This is a genomic window from Mucilaginibacter myungsuensis (assembly GCF_015222005.1).
Taxonomy (GTDB): Bacteria; Bacteroidota; Bacteroidia; order Sphingobacteriales; family Sphingobacteriaceae; genus Mucilaginibacter; species Mucilaginibacter myungsuensis.
The window spans coordinates 400,707-423,991 of the sequence record NZ_JADFFL010000002.1 but is presented as its reverse complement, the minus strand read 5'-3'; the positions used below and the strand labels follow the sequence as shown (position 1 = coordinate 423,991).

The window sequence follows — 23,285 nt, the reverse complement described above, 5'->3', positions numbered from 1 at the left end:
ACGGGCACGGCAAAGGCGTTCAATACGTATTTCGGCGTATATGCATGGGGAAAGGGAGGTCCCGAGGCTCTTACAGATCCTTTAACAAATGCTTACGTTGCCTGCTCACAGGTACGCTCATTTTATTGTCCATCAACAGATAACCGCCATCTGCCTTTTTGAATGAGTCGATATGGTTCTTATTGATCAGCCAGGATTGATGGATGCGCACAAATCCATATACGGATAGGATCTGCTCATACTCGGATATCGGTTTTGATACCACAACGGGCTTGCCCTCGTTCAGCAAGTAAAAGCTGGTGTAGGTATTGTCGGCACTACAGCAAATAATATCATCTATCAGCACATACCTTATCTGGTGCTGATCAGGCAAGGCTATACGCTTTTGCGTATTCAGTTTTTGATGCTGATACGACTGTAGCAACATGGCTACCTGCCCGGCATCTGCTTGCTTACGCTGACCGACTTTGTGCACCGCGGCTATCAACTCTTCGGGCATTACCGGTTTTAAGAGGTAATCCGTCGCCGAAAATTTGATGGCCTGTATCCCGTACTCGTCGTGCGCGGTAACAAAGATCACATGGGCAGCAGCCGGCGGGAGCTGCTTTAACAGATCGAAGCCGGTCTCTTGCTTCATCTTAATATCTAAGAATAAAATATCGACCGGATGATCCGTTAGGAAACTTAAGGCACCCTTTACATTGCTTGCGTTACCGGCAATGGTTACGTGCGGGCAATAACGTTGCATCAATACCGATAGGGCTTCAGTAGCGCTTTGTTCATCATCAACGATATAGCAAGTAAGGTTATTCATGCAAGCCAATTTGTAAAGGTAAAGGTAGTAACTGTGCCTTTATCTGCATTGTAACAGGTGCGCATCGTAACAGGCATATCTTCCAGCTTTTCGTTATAGACCGCCATTCGTTTCCGCGTGAGCGATCGGCCATGCCCTTCCTTAATGTTGTCCGTATCCCAGGGCGTGCCGCCGTTGTCAGTGATCTCGATATGCAGATCCGCGCCCGTCCGCGATATATCGATGGCGAGCTCAGGATCCGGATGACCGACGGGGAAAGCATGCCGCAAGCTATTCTCTAACACGGGTTGCAATAATAAAGGGGGCATATCTATTTGTGATGCGTCCAGACCGGGCGCGAGCGTAATGTTGTATGCGAAAGTGGCCCGTTGCTGTTCCAGTTTTAAATAGTCCTCCTCTATTTTGAGTTCTTCCGGTAAGGATACAAATTCCTTTTTGCCATTGTCAATCACGTTACGCATAAACGCCGCCAGATCGCCAATATAGGCATTGGCATGGCCGGGGTCATGACTGTAGATAGTGCCCTGTATGGCCGTAAGCGAGTTGTAAAGAAAATGCGGATTTAGCTGACCACTTAACAGCGATAGGCGGGTCTCCGTATCGGCGTTCTTTAATTTCAGTGTAGCGAGCCGTCTTTTATTACGGATATGCAGCAAGTAGGATACTATACCCACCACGACAAGTAAAAAGATACAAACACCCGCTATCTTCCCCCAGGGCATCCGGAAAGGTATCGCTTTCACCCTGATGGTGATGGCATGTATCGTTTCGGGCTGGCTTTTGTAGCGTAGATAAACAGGGTGATCTTTCCCGGCTTTAAGGTCATTACCCAGTACAACGTATGCACCGTTCCCCGGGTCGAGGGCGTTTACTGACCGCCAGTTGTAAGGTGTCTTTTGCGTAGCATACTCAACGTCATCGCCCTTATCCAAGCCAATGTACCTGATGATGCCGATCGCATTGTGATGTTTGCTGAATAGTACAGACGAATCGCCGCGTTCAAACTCATGCATAGTTTTGCCGGACCTTGTATTAAGCACATCCTGAATATTAGCGCTAAGCTGATCGCCCGATAACGACAGTTGGTAATAAACAAAGTTGGTGGCTTTATCCTCTGCACGGAGCACCGATATGATGTGCACCTCCTTTTGGGTTTTGATATTCCTGATGGTGATCGTGAGCTGGTCCTTAATATCTAAGTCAAATACCCCTGCATAATAGGTCCGCTGCCACGGCACTCGGCCGCTTTCACCGGTACGCTCCCGCGTCCCAAAAATGATATGATCCCTGGGTTCATCTAAAGAGCTCAGTGATGTCCACTGTTTAATTACCTTGCCATTTTGCTCGGCAGAAAACTCCATATCTTCAAGATCCTCTTGTCCTAAATTCCGGTAAAGCTGGATCTTTTTGCCGCCCTGTCGAATAAAGGTCGGCAGAAAAGTTATCCCGATGTTTTTTCCCGAGACGATATGTGTGGTTGAATTGAAAGACTTGCCGCTGTAAACAGCCTTGATGTCTCTAAACTGGCGGCTAAATCGTTGCGGGGTGTGCCCGGCTCCGGTGATCACATAGCTGAAGGCCGGCTCAGCATCAAGGGCGTACGCAATGCTGCAGGTATCGCAAACCTTGCCGGCTACCTTCTTCTTTACGATAACCTCCGTAAATGGCGCGTTGGCGACCGGCCCTTGCTTTCCGGATGCACTTAGGCAAATGGCGCATATCAATATGGTCAGGATAATGTTCGTTCTCATTTTCTGGATAAGTTCTCGCCCTGTTGTTTGATATGCCCGGCAATGGCACAAATTATAAAATGTATGGTGATCGTTGGCAATAAAAGTTCGACCGCCGCTATCGCTTAACCAAAGTTGCGGTTTTCAGTTCGGCCTTTACTGCGCGTTCAAGCTTTTGGGGAGTGTCTTCACCCAAGCCTACTTCTACCAGTTTAATTTTGCCGTCCTTACCAATAATTATAGTGGTGGGCGCGGCGTAAACCTTATAGTCGGTCTTGATCTTCGACGCCCGGTAGTATTGCGGATAATTGCTCTGCCGGCCCTTTAAAAAAGCGGCTATCTCTTTTGCGGACGTGTCATGTATATTTACCCCGGCCACCACAACGCCATCGCCTTTAAATTTTTGATGCAGTTCTTGTATCGCGGGCATCAACTCGCGGCAGGGGGCGCAGGACATGTACCAAAAATCGAGTAATACGATCTTTCCCTTCAGTGTATTTGATGATAGCCGTTTACCTATCCTGATATCGGTCAATATAAATGCCGGGGCAGCGTTGCCAACCTTCAAAGACTCCGGTTCTTTTTGGATCGCAAGTTTACCACGAAAGAACTTCATCGGATCAAACCCGACTTGAGAACTGTCGTTCAACGATACTGAAAAATCGTAAACATCTACAGCGTTGGCACCATTCTCGGTTCGTCGAGAGTATAATATCCTGCGTGTTGGGAACAAGCTATTCTTATCGATCCAAAACCGGCTGTAGTAAAGTTTGCTTTGTGTTTCTGTACTTCGGTGATCCATCTTATAAAGCACATTGATCACATAATGCGCGGGATCATTTTTGTCATCAATAAATTTCAACTCCACAATATTAGGTTTTAAGGATGGCCGGTCGAGCCCGAAGCCGGCATGGATACCATATGCTATCAGCTCGTGCATGTCCGGTTTGGGTATCACCCTGGTAGATGCCACAGAGGGCGACATGTTAAGGTACAATGTATCGTTCCGCACCAGCCATTCGGCGCTATCATCAAAACGGAGATACAGGTAAGCATTCTTATTTAAGGTCCCCTGCATGCTCTGCTTTTTTATCGTGAGCGGTTCGCCTGCTCGGATCATGGTATCAGTACGATCAAGGCGATAGCTGATATCCCCTATGGTGGCAAGTTTATCGTACGACCTTTGCAGGATGTGTAATGCTGCGGTATCAATGTTTTGGGCAAAGAAGCAGCAGGCGATCAGGATGTGTAAAATGGTGATAGTGGTCTTTTTCATTTTTGTGTTCTTTTCAACAAAAATGTACCGCGCGGGGCAAGCTTTATTACCGATAACTGAATTTGGTAGAAATGCCTATGAATATGGCAGGTGAGCCTGCTTTTATCGACTGTAAAGCGCAACGTATTACTTTCCACTTACATATCGGTAAGTAAACCCAAGGACATAATTGCTTACTTTGCGACATGATCAAAGCCTACCTGTTGACCACCGGCACCGACGGCCATTCGCATGTGCAGGTCGGCCATTTGGCCGAGGATGTTTTTACCGACGGCTCTACCATCCGCTTTAAAGAGACCGCCCCACATAGCTACTACGACTGGCACGCGGCGCCGACCACACAATACGTGATCAGCATGACAGGGACGTTGCACTTTAAGATGCATAGCGGTGCTGAATTTGTGCTGCGCCCCGGCGAGGTGCTCATTGCTATGGATACCACCGGCAGCGGCCACACCTGGCAAATGCTGGGCGACGACCCGTGGAAACGGGCCTACGTGCTTTTTGATCCGTCGACCACTATCAATTTTACCCCCGACAATATTTAACAAGCTATACCTATGGCTGCCGATAACGCGAAATTTAAAAAACTGTTAGAACTTACCCAGGGCGATTACAAAGCTTTCCTGTACGATTGCGACGGCACCCTGGCCGATACCATGCCCGCTCACGTGGAGACCTATATCCGCTTAACGGGCGACGCGGGTGTGACCCTCGACCCTGCCATTATCGACGAGTTTGCCGGCTTGCCGGTCCCTGCCGTGGTGGCTGAGATCAATAAGCGCTATAACTCTACCTTTGATCCTGAAGGTTTTGCGGAAACACGAGCGCAGTTGTTTTATGATGAGTACATAGATAAAGTTAAGCCGATAGAGTACGTGACCGATCACCTGATAGCCCATGCCGGCAAATTAAGGATCGGAGTAGTATCGGGCGGCGACCGTGCTGCGGTGACCAAAACTTTGCAGGTATTAGGCATCCTTGACCTGGTTGAAGTATTGGTATGCGCCGGCGAGACCCCGCGTGGCAAGCCTTTTCCCGATCCGTTTTTAGCAGCGGCCGAAAAGCTGGGCGTAAAACCGGCCGAGTGCCTTGTTTTTGAGGATGGCAATGCTGGTGTAGCATCAGCTAAAGCGGCCGGTATGCCATGGATCAGGATCGATAAGGTCTGAATCAGAATTTTCTGAATTATAGAATTTTCAGGATAAAGGTCGTACCTTATTTTACTTATTCGACTGCTATCCTGTGTGATCAATAACTATCTTCGCCCCTGCACGTTTTATTTGATCAGCCAATGAATTGGGACAAACTTTTATCAGCCAAGCGCTGGGGACACGAAAATAAAAGCTACGCCAGCCCGCAGGATGCCCGCTCTGAGTTTCAGCGCGATTATGATCGTATCATCTTTTCGTCGCCGTTCCGCCGTTTGCAAAATAAAACGCAGGTGTTCCCGCTGCCGGGCAGCATCTTTGTCCACAACCGCTTAACGCATAGTTTAGAGGTGGCCAGCGTGGGCAGATCTCTCGGCCGTGAGCATTACAACAAGCTTAGGAAAGACAACCCTAACATCGACGATGAATTTCCGCTCCTGAGCGAGATAGGTAACATTGTAGCTGCCGCCTGCCTGGCACACGATCTGGGTAACCCCGCCTTCGGCCACTCGGGCGAGTCGGCCATATCGCATTATTTTATTGACGGCGACGGCAAAAAATACCAAAACGAAGTAAGCGAGCAGCAATGGCAGGACCTGACCAATTTTGAAGGGAATGCCAACGCCCTGCGTATCCTCACACATCCTTACGCGGGCAAAGGTTACGGAAGTTTTGCTTTGACCTATTCAACCATTGCTGCTATTGCCAAATACCCGTGCAGTTCGGTAGTTGGTGGTGATAAAAGCCAGATCCATTTAAAAAAATACGGCTTCTTCGATTCCGAACAGCAAGGTTTTGAAAGGATAGCGAACGAGCTGGACCTGATCCGTGTACCTAACGAACAACTGATCTACAAACGCCACCCGCTGGTGTACATGGTAGAAGCTGCCGACGATATTTGCTACAGCATCATCGACCTGGAGGATGCCCACCGTTTAAAGATATTAAGCTACCACGAATTGGAGACCTTATTGATCCCGCTCTGCAACGACCCTAAAATGGAAGAGCGCTTAGCGCGGATAGAGGATGTTGATGCCAAAGTAGGCTACCTGCGGGCCAGATCCATCAGTACACTCATTCAGCAATGTTCGGCATTGTTGTATAACGAAGAACAAACCATCCTTAACGGCGACTTTAATGCATCATTGATAGACCGCATAGACGAGCCTTTCCGCTCAACGATGGAGACCATTGCTAAACTATCGGTCAAGAAGATCTATAACTACAGTTCTGTCGTGCAGATAGAGGTGGCAGGTTATAAAGTGATGGGTGGTTTGTTAGAAGAGTTTATTCCAGCCTATCTGTCAAACAACTCCAAATACCACAAAAAACTGGTGGAGTTGATACCCAAACAATTCCTGACAGATTCTACCGATACCTACACCCGTATCCAAACCATCTTGGATTTTGTTTCGGGGATGACGGATCTGTATGCAGTGGAGTTGTTCCGGAAGATCAAGGGAATATCATTCCCTTCGATGAGTTGATGAACGGGGGTGTTAGGCGACTCTTCCGGAGTCTTTGTTATCATACATAATTTCTATTAACACGGCACCCCTTCGGGCAATGTCATTAAGTTTAGAAATAAAAGCTATCCGTCCCGTCGCCTGTGTCCTCACAGGCGACCATAGCTACCCTCGCGATCGGTCATTTGTGGGGACACAAACGACAGGGCGAAAGTTTACAAAGGTTTACATTTTTTAAAATCCTATTTTGCAAGTTCTTGATAATCAGGCGTTTGAAAAAATGTGCAATATTTACATACGGCGATCTAATTTACGGATCATTTTGCTCGTAAAATAATTAAATGTACGTGGATCAATGCGCGTCGCAGGTGCCCAACTACGGCTCCGTAGGTGTCTCCTAAAAACGCCCCAGCTCGCCCCAAAACAAAAAAAGCGAAAGACCCTCTCGAACCTTTCGCCTTTTACCTTTAAGCTTTCACCTTATTTAGACAAATACATCGATTTCTCTTTGTACAAGTGTCTAAAGTATGGGTCCTGCAGATCCGGGATAAAGCGGATAGCCTCACCTGTCGATTTCATTTCAGGGCCTAATTGTTTTTCAACCTCAGGGAACTTATCGAAAGAGAATACCGGTTCTTTAATGGCGTAACCTTTCAGTTTGCGCTCTATCTTAAAGTCTTTCAGTTTGTGGGTACCCAGCATCACTTTAGCGGCGATGTTGATGTATGGTACATCGTATGCTTTGGCGATGAACGGCACCGTACGTGACGCGCGCGGGTTAGCCTCGATCACGTAAACCTTATCATCCTTAATAGCGAACTGGATATTCAACAGACCACGTACGTTAAGCGCGTGAGCGATCTTCACCGTATGGTCTTCCATTTGTTTGATCACACTATCAGACAGGTCGAACGGCGGCAATACCGCGTACGAGTCGCCTGAGTGGATACCGGCAGGCTCAATGTGCTCCATCAAACCAATGATGTGTACATCTTCACCATCATTGATCGAGTCCGACTCGGCCTCGGCAGCACGATCCAGGAAGTGGTCGATCAATACACGGTTGCCCGGCAGGTTCTTTAATAAGTTCACTACCGCTTTCTCCAGGTCCTCATCGTTGATCACAATGCTCATACCTTGTCCGCCTAATACGTAGCTTGGGCGAACTAACACAGGGTAACCAACTTCATGTGCTACTACCAGTGCTTCTTCAGCGCTTTCGGCCACACCGTATTTAGGGTAAGGGATATCAAGCTCTTTCAACAAGTCGCTGAAACGGCCACGATCCTCGGCAATGTCCATGTTATCGTAGCTGGTACCGATGATCTTGATGCCATGCTCATGCAGTTTCTCAGCCATTTTTAAAGCGGTCTGGCCACCCAACTGAACGATCACACCTACCGGTTTTTCCAGTTCGATGATCTCGCGAACGTGCTCCCAGAATACCGGCTCAAAGTACAGCTTATCAGCCATGTTAAAGTCGGTAGATACGGTCTCGGGGTTACAGTTGATCATGATCGCCTCGAAGCCGGTCTCTTTAGCGGCCAATAAGCCGTGTACGCAGCTATAGTCGAACTCGATACCCTGACCGATACGGTTAGGGCCTGATCCTAATACGATGATCTTTGGTTTGTCTGATACCACCGACTCGTTCTCGCCCTCGTAGGTAGAGTAGAAGTACGGCGTTTTAGCCTGGAACTCGGCAGCGCAGGTATCAACCATTTTATAAACGCGGTGCATGCCTAAGGTATTGCGGCGTTGGTAAACTTCCTCTTCGGTAGTAGAGTTGCCCAATATGTAAGCGATCTGCACGTCAGAGAAACCTTTTTGTTTCAATGTATATAAGAACTCGACCGGAACGTTATTTAGTGAATAGCGGCGCAGTTCGTTTTCCATATTCACGATCTCCTGGATCTGGTTCAGGAACCAGCGATCGATCTTGGTCACCTTACGGATAGACTCCATCGGTACACCCAAACTCATGGCATCGTAAATGTGGAACAAGCGATCCCAGCTTGGATGCTCCAGGCTGTGCATGATCTCGTCCAGATTGCGGCTTTGGCGACCGTCGGCACCTAAACCGGCGCGACCTATCTCTAAAGACTGACAAGCTTTTTGCAACGCTTCGATAAAGCTACGGCCAATGCCCATAACCTCACCTACCGATTTCATTTGCAGGCCTAACTCGCGGTTAGCACCTTTAAATTTGTCAAAGTTCCAGCGAGGGATCTTTACGATCACATAATCAAGCGTAGGCTCAAAGTAGGCCGAAGTGGTTTTGGTGATCTGGTTCTCTATCTCGTCAAGGTTGTAACCGATAGCCAATTTAGCAGCGATCTTAGCGATGGGGTAACCTGTAGCTTTTGATGCCAATGCTGATGAACGTGATACACGCGGGTTGATCTCGATAGCTATGATGCTTTCATCAGCCGGGTTGACCGAGAACTGTACGTTACAGCCACCTGCAAAGTTACCAATGGCACGCATCATTTTAATGGCCTGGTTACGCATCTCCTGATAGCAACGGTCGCTCAGGGTCATGGCCGGGGCCACGGTGATCGAGTCGCCGGTGTGGATACCCATCGGGTCAAAGTTCTCGATAGAACAGATGATGATCACGTTATCGTTGTTGTCGCGCAGCAACTCTAACTCATATTCTTTCCAGCCTAACACGGCTTGCTCCACCAAAACCTCGTGAGTTGGCGATGCTTGTAAACCGCGGCTCAGGGCCTGGTCAAAGTCTTCTTTTTTGTGTACAAAGCCCGCACCTTTACCACCCAGGGTATAACTTGGGCGGATGACCAGCGGGAAGCCTATCTCTTGCGCGGCCTCTTTACCTTCAAGGAAAGAGTTGGCAATTTTTGAGGTAGCTACACCTACGCCTATCTCTACCATCAACTGGCGGAAGGCCTCGCGGTTCTCGGTCTTTTCGATAGCGGCAATATCAACACCAACTATCTTAACACCATATTTCTCCCAGATACCACGCTCGTCGGCTTCGATACAAAGGTTCAACGCGGTCTGGCCACCCATGGTTGGCAAAACGGCATCGATCTGTTGTTCCTGAAGGATCTGCTCTAAGCTATCGCAGGTAAGCGGCAGCAGGTAAACATTGTCGGCAATAACCTTATCGGTCATGATGGTTGCCGGGTTGCTGTTAATGATGGATACGGTGATACCCTCATCTTTTAACGACAGCGCGGCTTGAGAACCGGCATAATCAAACTCACAAGCCTGGCCTATGATAATAGGACCCGAACCGATGATCAATACTGACTTGATGGAATTGTTTTTTGGCATAGCTTTTTAAGTCTTGAGTCTTAAGTCCTAAGTCTTGAGTTTAAGCCAGTTTCATACCGCTTTTTACTTTTACTTCGGAATTCAAAATCTATGCGCCGGGGCGAGATAAACCGACCTCAGCGTCGGGGTGCAAAGATAGGATTTTATGTGTATCGTGTGGTGTGTTTTTGTAATTAGTATGTTAAGTTTTGCCGACGGCCTTAGATCGCACCATATCAGCCGGTCGTAACGCTTTTTTAAGAAGATATCTATTTGCTAAATACCAACTTATGGGTATTGACCTTAGCACACGCTGATAATAACTTTGCAATAAAAAAAAATGAAAATAAAACCTATCATCATCTCCTTATTATCTGTGTTGTTATGTTTCACAACATTAAATTCATGTAAAAAGATCAACGAAGAGATCAGCGAAGCAGTGAGCAATATGCTCGGGGTTAAAGTAGTTACCAACTTTGAGAACTTTGCTAATACCGTAGGGCTGGTCAAGGAAGTTATCATTAATGGAAAATCAATGTTCGGGACAGAAATGATGGAACTGCCCGAAAGTATCCCTTATTCCGTCATTGTTTCTACTTACTCGCCTCCAAATTATACCGAAGTAAAAACCACTTTTACAGGTAACTTGCCCAGATCAATGTTCACAAGAAAGACCGAAACCAATATTGTTGATGTTGTGGCAAAGAACGGGGTCCCGGCCATATACGTCAATAACGTTAAGGCGGGCGGTGATACAGGCACCGGGACCGGGACCGGGACCGGAACTGGAACAGGAACCGGAACAGGCACTGGTGGAAATACAAATGCAGCTGTAGAAATAGGACGCCTAAGGGTGGAAGGTCAAAAAGGGGGAAAGTCAGTAGTATCGTTCACGCTACCTAAAAATGCAAAAACACTGACCGTCACAACTACTGAACTTTCTAATGCCGATCTTAATATGGCCGACGTTTTTGTTAGCCGCGGTACTACACCGACGGTGACCTCAGCGGCCCCTTACGTATATAACGCCCAATATAAAGATATCGCCGGTAACAGGGGCACTAAAACGATCACGATCACCAATGCACAAGCCGGCGATTGGAAAGTGTTATTGTACGGATATAATAGCTACTACTGGTCGTGGGTTATCGTAACAGCACAGTATTGATCCCGAAATTTTGTAGCCGAAAACCCATCATTATCCCTCAATTTAACCCTATGCTCTCCTCAAGCATAGGGTTTATTATTGCACCGATGTTGATCAAGTTTTATGAACGTCTTTAAATCGCAGCATATCAGCCAGTCGCAACTCCTTTTCGGTGTCGAAACCGCAACTGGTCTTGAACTCTTTTGGGTTGCTGTAAGTACCAAATAACATATCCCACCAAACAATATCGCCGTAGTTGCTGGTATGCTTCTCATACTCGTGATGTATGCGGTGCATTTCGGGCCGTTGAAAAATATAGCCGATCCATTTAGGTGTTTTGATATTGGTGTGGTAAAAGAACTCTCCTAATGCGGTGCACAGTGTGTAGATAGCTCCCGCCTCGGCATTCAACCCCAATAATGTGTAGACCAATAAACTGCCAATGATAGAGTTGACGGTCATCTCCAGCGGATGTTTGTAAAAGGAGGTGATCACCTCGATACGTTGCGCACTGTGATGGATCTGATGAAAGCGCGTCCAAAGGAAATCGCTCTCATGCCTCCAGCGGTGCCACCAGTAAAAAATAAAGGTGGCACCGAAGTAGGCGATAACACCGCCCGCCCATGCCGGGACATGGGCAGACAGATGAAACAAGGAATAGGTTGAAAGCCACTTTTCCCAGCTATATCCCGCCAGGACCACTATCGCCAACTGAAAAAAATTGATAGCCAATACCCTGATGATCCAGGTAGGCACTTCGGGTAATTTCCATCCTGGGAACATGCGCTCTATCGCGAAGCAAAAAGCAAAACAAATTAAGATCGTAACTAACATAATGTAAGGTGTTTGATAAGGTCAAATATCTGGATGGATAGCGGTGTAAAGTTTTGACTTTAGTCAAAAAAAGAGGGTTGAGGGTGATATTATCTTCGCTATCTTAGTGACATCAACCAGAGCTGTTGAAGCAATCCATGAAAACAAACCTTGCCTTGATCATCTGCCTGTTACTGTTTTTTTTTGGAAATGTTAATGCTCAAGACGAATTGAAGGACGGAGCGGCTAAGACCACTAAACGGGATACCAAAATATTTGACCTTCTTTCTTTGGATCACAAGCCCGAAAGGGTTAAGGTCGTTCCTAATTACGTTGATCATACACTAAAAATAAAATCCCTAAAAGACTCGGTCGTGATAGGCGATTTTTGGGGAGTACTACCAGATGTCAAGTTGTTAGGTAAAAGCTTTATCGGGATCAGTTACGTAGTAAGAGGTGGGTCGAACTTGGGTTTAGGAAATGTTTTGATCATTTGTATGAAAGAGGGCAAGCTATATGAAGCGATGCACGCCTTAAGATACGTTGACTGGGACACTGGCGATAGGAAGGCTAATTATACCGTCAAATGGGTTTTGCAAGGCAATAGCGAACGGGACTATAAGTTGATAATAGACGTTCATGACGAGGTTTATTCAAAGACCCGCCCCGATGAAAACTATACTTATGACGACCGGACCATACTGAACTTCGACACGAAAACGCATTCATTTTACAGCATCAAAACGGCTAAGTTCAACTACTCTATTAAAACCAAAGCGGGGAAACAAAAGGTCGGTGGAACCTTTCCATCAATATTATTGGGGAAAGAAGCGTATTACCTATTAAACCAAAAATGGTATCAAATAGCACCCGGTAGCGAATTTCAGGAATTTCGTTAGGTCATCTTTACCTCTTCCCCCTTATCCGGCTCAAGGTCTCCTGCTTAATACTCAAATAGCTTGCTATCTGACCAAGAGTGGCTTTTTGCAGGATATTGGGATATGTGGCAATGAGTTTCTCGTATCGTTGTGTGGCTGTCAACGTCTGCAGATCTATGGCGCGTTCTTCGCTGCGGATGTAGTATTGCTCGGTAATGATGCGGCCGATCAGGTTAAACTCCGGGAACTCTTTATACAGATCTTGTAGTTGGTCCCAGCTGATGGACAATAGAGTGCAATCCTCTAAGGCCACTATGGTTTCGAAAGATGGTTTTTGCGAAAAGAAACTGTAGACGGAGATGATAAAATCGCCCGCGCTCATAAACCAGTTGGTGAAGGTTTCGTCGCCTTTGTCATAAAAGGCTCTTACCGTTCCCTGGTTAATAAAACTGATCCGGCGTGCAACTTGTCCTTGTTTCAGGATCAGGGTCCTCTTTTTCACCACCTCTTCAACCATCATCCCACTGATCCTATCTTTTAACGCAGGCGACAGGATGCCGATGCTATTAAGCGTTTGAAAAAGGGCGGTAGTTTCCATCAGGACAGCTTACTTCGCGTCATTTATCTCTATCCAATACCCGTCCGGGTCCTGAAAATAGATCTGTTTAACGCCATCGGTACGCGTAGTGATCGCGCCGACAACGCCGGGCACATTCTCAAATTTGATCTTGGCCTCGTTCAGTTTTTTGGCAAAAGCCTCTACCGATGGTACAGCAAAGCACAGGTGGTTATTTTTGCGGTGATTGTCTTTTGAATCCAACTCTTGAATAATGTGCAGGTGCGCGCCGCCACCCAGGCTGAACCAGGTATGGCGACCGTCTTTAAATGGCTCTTCAGCTATCTCCAGGCCAATGATATTTTGATAAAAATCGGTCGACTTTTTAAGGTCGGTAGTCAGGATGGCCAGGTGGTTAAGTTTGGGGCGTGGGGTATTGTTTTGCGCCATTGTGGTTTGGGCAGATGCGGTCATTATAAAAGTTAACAGTAGCGTGTAAAGTAGTTTCATGTTGGGGGAAGCCAATGGTTTTTAAAGCAAGGTAATGTTTTATGTTGTGGTATAAAACCATATGCTGTTTTTCATCGTTTATTTTACAACTATTTAGAATACAGGATGCCGTGGCTTTAATTTAAATAATATAAATTTGTTCATAACAACACCCGCAAGATCCCCCGAATAGATATATTAGCCTTTGCTGATGCTTTTATTCAGCTGCGATAACCAATTTTGAGCCGACCGTGAGTAAGTACCCGACTCCTGATAACGAAATAGCACGCCTGAAAGCCCTGGAGAACTACGGGATAATGGACTCGCTTACTGAGGCCGAATATGACCGCATTACAGAGTTGGCTTCTATTATTTGCGATGTACCCATCACGCTGATATCGCTGATAGACGAAAAACGCCAATGGTTCAAAAGTAAAGTTGGGCTTGACGTTAGCGAAACCCCGCGCGATATCGCATTTTGTCAGCATGCCATCATGGGAAATGAGCGTTTTGTTGTGGAGGATGCCACTAAAGACGATCGTTTCAAAAATAACCCATTAGTGACAGGCGCGCCCGATATCCGCTTTTATTCGGGTCAGCCGTTGATAGATCCGAATGGATATGCCTTAGGAACACTGTGCGTGATCGATCGCAAACCCCGTGTATTGACCGACAAGCAGAACCGTGCATTGGAGTTATTAGCTAAGGAAGCTATAGCGCTCATTGTGGAGCGGAGGCAGAAGGAGGAAATGCAGTATTTTGATAAACTGTTCCAAACCTCTAACGACCTGATCTGCATTGCCGGGTCCGACGGTTATTTTAAGAAGATCAACCATGCTTTTACCCGTGTATTAGGTTGGAGCGAAGAATATATCCTTAATACCAACTCGCTGGAGTTCGTCCACCCCGACGACCGGGAACATACTCGTATCGAGTTGGAAAAGCTGAGCAGAGGTATCGTAGAAGTAAGTGTGGACCAGCGTTTGCGCACAAAAGACGGCGACTACCGTACCATACAGTGGGCGGGCATACCCGAAGGCGATACAGGAAATGTTTTTGCCGTTGGCCGGGATATCACTGAAGAAAAAGCCAGGGAACAGCAACTATCTGTAAGTGAGCAAAAACTGCGGGCCTTTTTTGAGAACTCGCAGGGTTTTATGTGTACGCATGATCTTAGGGGCAATTTCATATCGGTGAACATGGCCGGAACGGGGATCTTAGGCTACACGCCCGAAGAGATCGTTCAGATGAGTTTGTATGATATCGTCCCTAAGCAACGCCATGAGTTTGTTGACGCCTATCTAAAAGAGGTTAAAGCGAAAGGGCGGTCGAGCGGCCAAATGCTTACGCAGCATAAGAATGGTTCTTACCTGGTATGGATGTATAACAACATTCTGGAGCCGGGCATAGATGGGCCTGATTATGTGATCGGTAACGCCATTGATGTGACGGAACGTCATCAACTGCAAATGGCTTTGGAGCGTACCAAAGCTATGTTAGAGCAAACCAACAAGGTGGCCCGCGTTGGTGGCTGGGAGGTGGACATTACCAAAGGCATTCTTAATTGGACCGATGAGACCAAGACCATCCACGGAGTTGATGTTGATTTTAAACCCGATTTGGCTACCGCTGTTGATTTTTATAAAGAAGGCGAGGATCGTGACCGAATAAAACACGCGGTGGATAAAGCGATCGCCGAGGGCAGGTCTTTTGATGAAGAGTTAAGGATAATTAAGCCCGACGGACAGGAACTTTGGGTGCGTGCTTTAGGTAACTCAGAGTGCGTAGATGGCGTTTGTAAGCGATTGTACGGCACCTTTCAGGATATCGACGAAAAGAAAAAAGCTGAACTGGAAATAGAGAGGTCGCGCGCGCAATTGGCCGCTTTTGTGGAGCATGCCCCGGCGGCGGTAGCCATGTTGGACAATGATATGAACTACATAGCCGCCAGCAATATGTGGCTGGATGAGTTCCACATCAAAGAAAAAAATATTGAAGGGGTATCGTACTATAGCACTTTTAAAAACCTGAGCAAAGAACGTAGAGAACGCCATCAAGGAGTATTGAAGGGTGCAGTGATCAAGGTAGAGGAAGATGTATTTCAGCCCGATGCAACACAAGAACCCATGTACGTATCCTGGGAGATGCGCCCTTGGAGCCAGTTCGATGGTAGTATCGGCGGCATTATGATATCTACCCGAAATGTGACCAAAGATGTAAAGCAACGTGAGGAACTGCGCGCCGCTAAACTACTGGCCGAGCAGGCCAGTATGGCCAAATCGGAGTTTTTGGCCAGCATGAGCCACGAGATACGCACCCCGTTGAATGGCGTGATCGGCTTTACTGATCTGGTGCTGAAGACCAACCTGAACGAGACGCAGTACCAATACCTCAACATCGTACACCAATCGGGTAACGCGTTGTTGAGTATCATTAACGATATCCTCGATTTCTCCAAGATCGAGTCGGGCAAGCTGGAGTTGGATATCGAAAAAACCGATCTGTATGAATTGGGCAGCCAGGCTATAGATATTACCGCCTACCAGGTGCAGACTAAAGGTTTGGAAATGCTGATGGATATATCCGGCGATCTGCCGCGTTTTATCTGGGCTGATGCATTGCGGTTAAAGCAGGTGCTGATCAACCTGTTGGGCAACGCTACCAAATTTACCCATCAGGGCGAAATAGAACTGAAGATCACCGTACTATCGCACAAAAAGGACCGCACCAAAATACGTTTCTCGGTGCGTGATACGGGCATTGGCATTAAGCCCGAGCAGCAGAGCAAGATCTTTCAGGCGTTCTCGCAAGAGGATCCGTCGACCACTAAAAAATATGGAGGCACAGGTTTGGGATTGACTATCTCTAATCGCTTGTTAGAGTTGATGGGCAGCAAACTGGATCTGGTGAGCGAGCCGGGCAAGGGTAGTACTTTCTATTTTGACATAGACCTAAAGACCGAAGAAGGCGACCCGATAGATTGGGAACACATAGACCTGATAAAGAACGTGCTGATCGTTGATGATAACGAGAACAACCGCCTTATCCTGACCCAAATGTTGCTGCTTAAAAAGATAAAGACCGTAGCGGTAAGCAACGGTTTCGAGGCTTTGCAATTGCTATCCAAGGGTAAGAAATTTGATGTGGTGATCATGGATTATCATATGCCGCACTTTAACGGTTTGGAAACCATCCGCAAGATCCGCGAAATGTTCCAGGCTGAGGGAAAAGATCTGCCGGTGATCCTGCTGTACAGTTCGGCCGATGATAGCGCCATTATCAAAGCTTGTGATGAGTTAGGCGTGCGCCACCGCTTGGTGAAGCCTGTAAAGATGCAGGATATCTACAACACGCTGTCGCGATTACATATTAAGGAAGCTGATGGCCAAAAGCAAGGCGATGCTAACGAGGTTGCCACTACCGACCGGGCATTGAACGTGCTGGTTACCGAGGACAACCCGGTGAACATGCTGTTGGCTAAAACCATCCTGAAAAAGATAGCGCCTAATGCCATCGTTACCGAAGCCCAAAATGGTTTAGAGGCAGTTGAGTATTGCAGCAACCACTGGCCGTCCATCATTTTTATGGATGTGCAGATGCCCGAAATGAACGGCTATGATGCTACTCGCAAGATCCGCGAAATACAGGGCGACCGCATCCTGCCCATTATTGCCCTTACTGCCGGTAACGTAAAGGGCGAAAAAGAAAAATGCCTGTTAGCCGGCATGGACGACTTTGCCGTGAAACCCATCGTGGAAGAAACCTTTGCACAGGTATTCCATAAATGGCTGGGTAACGCTGTGGACCCGGTAGATCAGGTGATCGTGGCAAGCACTGTTGTGGCAACGCCGCAACCGGTACATTTTGATATCGAGACCATCAAAAACTACGTAGGCGACGACCCCGATATCATTAATGAGGTTATTCGCCTCACAAGGGTAGAGTTACAACAGTCGATGGACAGGCTTACCACACAGGTTGCAGCTAATGACCTGCAGGCCATCCGGCAGACGGGTCATAAACTATACGGCACGGCCACGTCTGCCGGTCTGCCGGTATTGGCCCAACTATCCGCCGATCTGGAGAAATTAGAAACCTTCGACGGAACCCGCTTAGCCGAGCTACTTGACGATACGGGGCGGGAGATCGCTGTTGTGCTATCCTTGATGAAGGTGTAATATAGCCTACTTCCCTCCCGCAAAAGCCTTCCTTAATGCTTCTGCCTCAGCGGCGGTGATCTTAGATAAGCTACCGTGACGGGCATCGGCAGGGATATCAATATCGGTCTCTATTTTCCAATTGAACAGATCTGGTGATGATGAGATACCGTAATGATCAGCCATCGGATAATCGTAGAACAACAGCCAGCCTTTGCCTTTCGGGTCGGCCATTACGCTTGGGCCTTCGGTGATCGTAGGTGCGATCTGGCCTTTATTCAACGGACCTTCAAATATGGTGAATGGTCCTTCTAAATTTTTTGATGTAGCTACGCGGATACCACGGCGTTCGCCGGTACGCGGACTAAATTCTTCTTCTTTATGGAACAGGTAATAGGTGTCCTTATCTTTGATCATCGTTCCGTCTATCACCGAATATGGCGGGGCGAATAAAACTTTGGCCGGGGTAAAGGTTTGCCAGTCTTTGGTCTTGCTGTAATATAGGCGGCTTTCCTTCCAGCCCGCGTCTTTAAAAGATGAGGACCAGAATAGCGTGTACTCTTTGGCAGCCTCGTCATAATAAAACTCAGGTGCCCAAATATTACGTACCATCGCGACTGATGAGTCGCGAAAGTCTTTCATCAGCGGCAGCGACTTTTCAAATTTCCAGTTGATCAGGTCGGGCGATGTGGCGTACATAAATACCGGTCCAGTCTGGCGGCGGTCGCCGGCATCACGGCCTCCACCGGTGGCCACTAAACGCCAAATACCATCCGCCCCGCGGTGGATGTATGGATCGCGCATGCGCTGCTGCCAAACGGGTTTGTTATCGCTCAGGGCGGTCCAATGCAGGCCATCGGTAGATAAGGCAATGTGCAATTGTTCGGTAGCGAATGGGTTAGGTAAAGGCACTTCAATGATCTTACCGTCCTTATCTATCTCTATCCGGGTAGGATAACGCTGACGGAAATAGGTCAGCAACCAAACGTCGCCGTTCTTGCTTTTGGTGGCAGAAGTTTTCTTGTTTTGTGCCGGTGATATAATGGCGCTTGATAGCAGCGTAATGATCAGTAAAAGTTTTCTCATGGGCTTTATTGGGATGCACTAATATGCGATTTTTTTGCAAATTGCTATCCGAAATAATAGCCTATCTTTATCTCACTAAACAAACCTTAAATATGGGACCTACACAGATCATCCTTTTCATTTTAATTTTTTTCGCCGTTGTTATCCTTGTCTCCTCGTTCGTTACCATACAACAGGGCACCGTTGGCGTAGTTACGATATTTGGAAAATACCGCCGAGTACTTGCCCCGGGTCTTAATTTTAAGATACCGCTTATCGAACAGATCTACAACCGCATATCCATCCAGAACCGTTCTGTAGAGCTGGAATTCCAGGCGGTGACCGTGGATCAGGCCAATGTTTATTTTAAGGCGATGCTATTGTACTCGGTATTGGACCAGCAAGAAGAGACCATTAAGAATGTAGCCTTTAAATTTGTGGATGACCGTAACCTGATGCAGGCACTTATCCGCACGGTAGAGGGTTCTATCCGGGCATTCGTCGCCACAAAAAAGCAGGCCGATGTATTGATCCTGCGCCGCGATATTGTGGAACACGTAAAAGAGCAGTTAGATAACATCCTGGAGAGCTGGGGTTACCACCTGCAAGATCTTCAACTGAATGATATCACTTTTGATGAAGTGATCATGCGATCCATGAGCCAGGTAGTGGCATCTAACAACCTAAAGGCTGCTGCCGAGAACGAAGGCCAAGCCCTACTGATCACCAAAACTAAAGGCGCTGAGGCCGAGGGTAACGCCATTAAGATCGCTGCCGAAGCTGAACGCCAGGCTGCTCAATTACGTGGTCAGGGTATCGCGTTGTTCCGCCAGGAAGTGGCAAAGGGTATGACGGTTGCCGCCAAAGAAATGCAGCAAGCCGATATGGATACATCAGTGATCCTGTTCACCATGTGGACCGAAGCGATCAAGCATTTCTCTGAAAATTCTAAAGGAAACGTGATCTTCCTTGACGGCTCTGCCGATGGCATGCAACGCACCATGAAAGAAATGATGAGCCTCAATCAATTGAATTTGGACACTTTAGAAAAGAGAGGTAAATAAGACTATACGGCGGTCAGTCTTTATGGACCGCGAAGATATGTTCATCCCAAACCTCGTTGTTCTTAACTACCGATTTAGGGATGATACCACAAGCTTTAAACCCGGCCTTTTCGAGCACCCGCATCGAGGCCGGGTTTTTACTTAGCGCGTAAGCCACCACGGCCATAGCGCCTAAATTATCGAACGCATGTTGCACGATCAGTTTTACCGCCTGCGGCATAATGCCTTTGCCCCAATACTGTTCGGCCAGCCAGTAGCCTAATAAAGGCGTTTTTCTGTACACATCCTGCCGAAGCTCCAGCCCAATACCGCCGATCACCTCGTCACCCTGCACAATAGCAAAGTTAACCATCGGCTCCTGCCCCAGCCACATTTGCACCCAACCTTCGGCGGCTGCTAAGGTATAGGGCGAGGGGAAGCGGTCGAGCAAGTTATCAGATATCTTTTTGTTATCCGCATTACGTTGCAGGGATGGGGCATCTGTCAATTGCCAGTTGCGGAGGATGAAGTTGGGCCCTTGTAGTTGCATTGGTTGTGTATTAAGCAAGTCCCTCCTTGGGGAGGGGTGTGTCAGATCGTGCGGCGGCAGGGAGGGGTTAGTGAGTATTTTATTTACGCGAAACCCCTCCCTGCTACCGTTCATGGCAACCGCACCCCTCCCCAAGGAGGGATAAAAAAACTCTTTTGTAACAAAAAAGTGCTCCGGTATCCAATTCCCTGCAAAATGCTAAATTGCAGACTTGATCAAGCCCTTTTTCATGAAAAAAATTTTTACCCTGATCTTTATAGGGGGATGCTGGTACACGGCATCGGCCCAAAAGCTTGAAAAGCTTACTGTCGATAAGATAATGCGCGACCCTAAGTGGATGGGCAGCCAACCCACTGCCGTTAGTTGGAGCGATGACAGCAAAAAGGTGTTCTTCACCTGGAACCCCGAGGCCAAGGCCCGAGACGGCCAGTATTACATCACCCCCGAGGATACCAAACCCAAACTGATCACGCCCGAAGAGCGCCGCAATATGCCGGCCGCCGTTCAGGGTGTTTGGAACAAAAAGCATACTCTGCAACTGATAGAGAAACAGGGCGATATCTACATCCTTGATCCCAAAACAAAAAAGGAAACCCAACTCACCGCCACTGTCGACCGTGAAAGCGCACCGATGTGGAACGTGGACGAGACCAAGGTTTTTTACGCCCGTGGCGATAATTATTACGCCGTTACCCTGAATGGCGGCCTGACCCAACAGTTGACCAACTTTATCCGCGGCGGTGCAGGCGCTACACTTCCGTTAGCCCCAACGCCAATGGGCGCAGGAGCAGCAGGCGGCGCACGTGGTGGCAGACAAGGCCAGGGCGGTGGAGCAGCAGGTCAAGCAGTGGCAGGCCGTGGTGGAGCGGCACAGTCAGGCAATGAGCAGGAGCGTTGGTTACGTGCGCAACAGATGGATCTTTTTGATGTGTTGAAAGATCGTGCCCAACGAGGTAACGACGGTGCTAATGCAGGCGGGCGCTTTGGCAGAGCCAGTGCAGGTGGTGGTCAGGCTAAAAAGATGACCGAATTACAGGTTGAAGATAAAAATTTGGGGAGCATTGTAGTTAGTCCGGATGGGCAATACGTAACCTACCGTCTAACCAAATTTGCCGACGGCGGTAAAGCTACCATTGTACCGAGTTACGTAACTACAAGTGGTTTTACCGAGGACATTATTAGCCGTACTAAAGTTGGTGCGCCGTTGTCAACGTCAGAGATGTTCGTTTATGATGTTAAGCGCGATACCATGTATAAGGTATCGGTAAAAGAGATACCGGGCATCAAAGACCTGCCCGATTACGTAAAGGAATACCCTAAGCAATTAGAGGAGCGCACCAAAGCCAACGCCGACCGTGCGGTGAGCATGCAAGGACCGTTCTGGAGCGAGGACGGCAAGAACGGCGTAGTGATCGTATCGGCACAGGATAATAAGGACCGATGGATCATGAAGCTGAACGCGGCTACAGGTAAGCTAAGTTTGCTGGATCGCCAGCGCGACGAGGCCTGGATCGGCGGCCCCGGCATCAGCAGCTTTGGTGGATCAGTAGGGTGGTTGGATAACACCCATTATTACTTCCAGAGCGAGGCTACGGGTTACTCGCATATTTACGTAGTAGATGTAAATACCGGCGTTAAAAAACAACTCACCAACGGTAAATGGGAAGTATCTGGTCTGAAATTATCTAACGATAAAAAGTCGTTCTACTTCTCCGGCAATATGGACCATCCGGGCGTGTCAGATTATTTCCGCCTGCCGGTTACCGGTGGTACACCTGTTAAGCTGACCAGCCTGAAAGGCGGCAACGAGGTGGAACTATCACCCGATGAAAAATGGCTGGCTATCCGCTACTCTTACACCAACAAGCCATACGAGTTATTTATTCAGGCTAACAAAGCGGGCGCTAAAGCGGTACAAGTGACCGATAAAGCAGCCAGCGACGAATTTAAGTCGTACGATTGGCGTGCGCCCGAGATATTCAGCTTTAAGAACCGTGGTGGCGCCGATATTTACGGTCGTGTTTACACGCCTAAGAACCCGCTGCCATCGCACCCCGCAGTAGTATTTGTGCATGGTGCCGGTTACTTGCAGGATGTGATGTACAAATGGAGTACTTCGTACTTCCGCGAGTTCATGTTCAACAATATGCTGGCCGATGAGGGTTATACCGTGTTAGAGATAGACTATACCGCCAGCGCGGGCTACGGTCGTGATATCCGCACCGGCATTTACCGCCACATGGGCGGCAAGGACTTGACCGACCACATAGATGCGGTGAAGATCTTGGTAGACAAATACGGCGTTAACCCTAAAAATGTAGGCATGTACGGCGGATCTTACGGTGGCTTTATGACGCTGATGGCGCTGTTCACAGCGCCGGAAACCTTTTCGGCAGGTGCAGCTCTACGTTCGGTGACAGACTGGGCGCATTATAACCACGGCTATACCGCCAATATCCTGAACGAGCCATTTAACGATGAGATCGCCTACAAACGCAGTTCGCCCATCAACTTTGCCAACGGCTTAAAAGGCGACCTGCTGATGTGCCACGGTATGATAGATGATAACGTGAACTATCAGGATATCATCCGCTTAAATCAAAAACTGATCGAACTGAAAAAAGACAACTGGAGTCTGGCATCATACCCGCTGGAAAGCCACGGCTTCATCGAGCCAAGCAGCTGGACCGACGAGTACAAGCGTATCCACGCGTTGTTCGAGGCAAGCTTGAAAAAATAGGTTTGTTAGTTATTTAACCTTAAGGCCAAAAGGTTTTCATAAAAGGGCACAAAGCGCTGCAAGTTTCATCATTTGCAAAGTTTTGTGCCCTTTGTATTTTCCCGTCTTTGTGAACTTCGTGGCTAATTACT

17 protein-coding genes are annotated in these 23,285 nt (G+C 47.8%); 8 read left to right on the top strand and 9 right to left on the bottom strand.

Annotation, left to right across the window (positions count from 1 at the left end; translation table 11 throughout):
• Positions 1–70: 70 nt before the first annotated feature.
• The 3 genes from IRJ16_RS05680 to IRJ16_RS05670 all read right to left on the bottom strand — a co-directional run bounded on the left by IRJ16_RS05680 (position 71) and on the right by IRJ16_RS05670 (position 3,820).
• Entirely contained in the window at positions 71–814 is a 744-nt protein-coding gene (locus tag IRJ16_RS05680) for a LytR/AlgR family response regulator transcription factor (RefSeq protein ID WP_228079884.1), read from the bottom strand.
• Complete coding sequence (locus IRJ16_RS05675) at positions 811–2,565, bottom strand: sensor histidine kinase (protein WP_194110557.1); 1,755 nt, start codon at positions 2,563–2,565, stop codon at positions 811–813. Before IRJ16_RS05675 ends, IRJ16_RS05680 begins: the two co-directional genes overlap by 4 nt.
• Positions 2,566–2,662: 97 nt before the next feature.
• Positions 2,663–3,820, bottom strand: a complete 1,158-nt coding sequence (locus IRJ16_RS05670) for a TlpA family protein disulfide reductase (RefSeq protein ID WP_194110556.1) — start codon at positions 3,818–3,820, stop codon at positions 2,663–2,665.
• Between the two features lie 185 nt (positions 3,821–4,005).
• On the opposite strand from IRJ16_RS05670, the gene IRJ16_RS05665 reads away from it, so the two are divergent.
• The 3 genes from IRJ16_RS05665 to IRJ16_RS05655 all read left to right on the top strand — a co-directional run bounded on the left by IRJ16_RS05665 (position 4,006) and on the right by IRJ16_RS05655 (position 6,458).
• A complete protein-coding gene (locus IRJ16_RS05665) occupies positions 4,006–4,368 on the top strand; it encodes a cupin domain-containing protein (RefSeq protein WP_194110555.1) in 363 nt (120 codons plus the stop codon).
• A 12-nt stretch (positions 4,369–4,380) separates the two neighbouring features.
• Positions 4,381–4,992: an HAD family hydrolase gene (locus IRJ16_RS05660; protein ID WP_194110554.1), complete on the top strand. Its 612-nt coding sequence runs from the start codon at positions 4,381–4,383 to the stop codon at positions 4,990–4,992.
• A gap of 122 nt (positions 4,993–5,114) precedes the next feature.
• Positions 5,115–6,458, top strand: a complete 1,344-nt coding sequence (locus tag IRJ16_RS05655) for a deoxyguanosinetriphosphate triphosphohydrolase (RefSeq protein ID WP_194110553.1) — start codon at positions 5,115–5,117, stop codon at positions 6,456–6,458.
• Between the two features lie 459 nt (positions 6,459–6,917).
• On the opposite strand, the gene carB is transcribed toward IRJ16_RS05655, so the two are convergent.
• A complete protein-coding gene (gene carB / locus IRJ16_RS05650; RefSeq protein WP_194110552.1) occupies positions 6,918–9,737 on the bottom strand; it encodes a carbamoyl-phosphate synthase large subunit in 2,820 nt (939 codons plus the stop codon).
• A gap of 319 nt (positions 9,738–10,056) precedes the next feature.
• Here carB and IRJ16_RS05645 point away from each other — a divergent pair, with 319 nt between their 5' ends.
• Positions 10,057–10,884, top strand: coding sequence for a pre-peptidase C-terminal domain-containing protein (locus tag IRJ16_RS05645; RefSeq protein ID WP_194110551.1), 828 nt, complete (start codon positions 10,057–10,059; stop codon positions 10,882–10,884).
• 93 nt (positions 10,885–10,977) lie between these two features.
• Here the strand turns inward: IRJ16_RS05645 and IRJ16_RS05640 are convergent, their stop codons facing one another.
• A complete protein-coding gene (locus IRJ16_RS05640; protein ID WP_194110550.1) occupies positions 10,978–11,697 on the bottom strand; it encodes a sterol desaturase family protein in 720 nt (239 codons plus the stop codon).
• A gap of 137 nt (positions 11,698–11,834) precedes the next feature.
• Here IRJ16_RS05640 and IRJ16_RS05635 point away from each other — a divergent pair, with 137 nt between their 5' ends.
• Positions 11,835–12,575, top strand: coding sequence for a hypothetical protein (locus IRJ16_RS05635; RefSeq protein ID WP_194110549.1), 741 nt, complete (start codon positions 11,835–11,837; stop codon positions 12,573–12,575).
• Between the two features lie 7 nt (positions 12,576–12,582).
• Here IRJ16_RS05635 and IRJ16_RS05630 read toward each other — a convergent pair whose 3' ends face one another.
• Together IRJ16_RS05630 and IRJ16_RS05625 are read right to left on the bottom strand one after the other, a co-directional pair.
• Positions 12,583–13,152, bottom strand: a complete 570-nt coding sequence (locus IRJ16_RS05630) for a Crp/Fnr family transcriptional regulator (protein ID WP_194110548.1) — start codon at positions 13,150–13,152, stop codon at positions 12,583–12,585.
• A 9-nt stretch (positions 13,153–13,161) separates the two neighbouring features.
• Complete coding sequence (locus tag IRJ16_RS05625; protein ID WP_194110547.1) at positions 13,162–13,620, bottom strand: VOC family protein; 459 nt, start codon at positions 13,618–13,620, stop codon at positions 13,162–13,164.
• A gap of 230 nt (positions 13,621–13,850) precedes the next feature.
• Between IRJ16_RS05625 and IRJ16_RS05620 the strand changes: the two genes are divergently transcribed.
• A complete protein-coding gene (locus IRJ16_RS05620; RefSeq protein ID WP_290246069.1) occupies positions 13,851–17,777 on the top strand; it encodes a PAS domain S-box protein in 3,927 nt (1,308 codons plus the stop codon).
• Between the two features lie 6 nt (positions 17,778–17,783).
• On the opposite strand, the gene IRJ16_RS05615 is transcribed toward IRJ16_RS05620, so the two are convergent.
• Positions 17,784–18,842: a glycoside hydrolase family 43 protein gene (locus IRJ16_RS05615; protein WP_228079882.1), complete on the bottom strand. Its 1,059-nt coding sequence runs from the start codon at positions 18,840–18,842 to the stop codon at positions 17,784–17,786.
• 92 nt (positions 18,843–18,934) lie between these two features.
• Between IRJ16_RS05615 and IRJ16_RS05610 the strand changes: the two genes are divergently transcribed.
• Positions 18,935–19,885 (top strand): SPFH domain-containing protein, encoded by a 951-nt coding sequence (locus IRJ16_RS05610; RefSeq protein WP_194110546.1) that lies wholly within the window; start codon positions 18,935–18,937, stop codon positions 19,883–19,885.
• 13 nt (positions 19,886–19,898) lie between these two features.
• Here the strand turns inward: IRJ16_RS05610 and IRJ16_RS05605 are convergent, their stop codons facing one another.
• Positions 19,899–20,414, bottom strand: a complete 516-nt coding sequence (locus IRJ16_RS05605) for a GNAT family N-acetyltransferase (protein ID WP_194110545.1) — start codon at positions 20,412–20,414, stop codon at positions 19,899–19,901.
• A gap of 229 nt (positions 20,415–20,643) precedes the next feature.
• Here IRJ16_RS05605 and IRJ16_RS05600 point away from each other — a divergent pair, with 229 nt between their 5' ends.
• Positions 20,644–23,154 (top strand): prolyl oligopeptidase family serine peptidase, encoded by a 2,511-nt coding sequence (locus IRJ16_RS05600; RefSeq protein ID WP_228079880.1) that lies wholly within the window; start codon positions 20,644–20,646, stop codon positions 23,152–23,154.
• Positions 23,155–23,285: the final 131 nt, after the last annotated feature.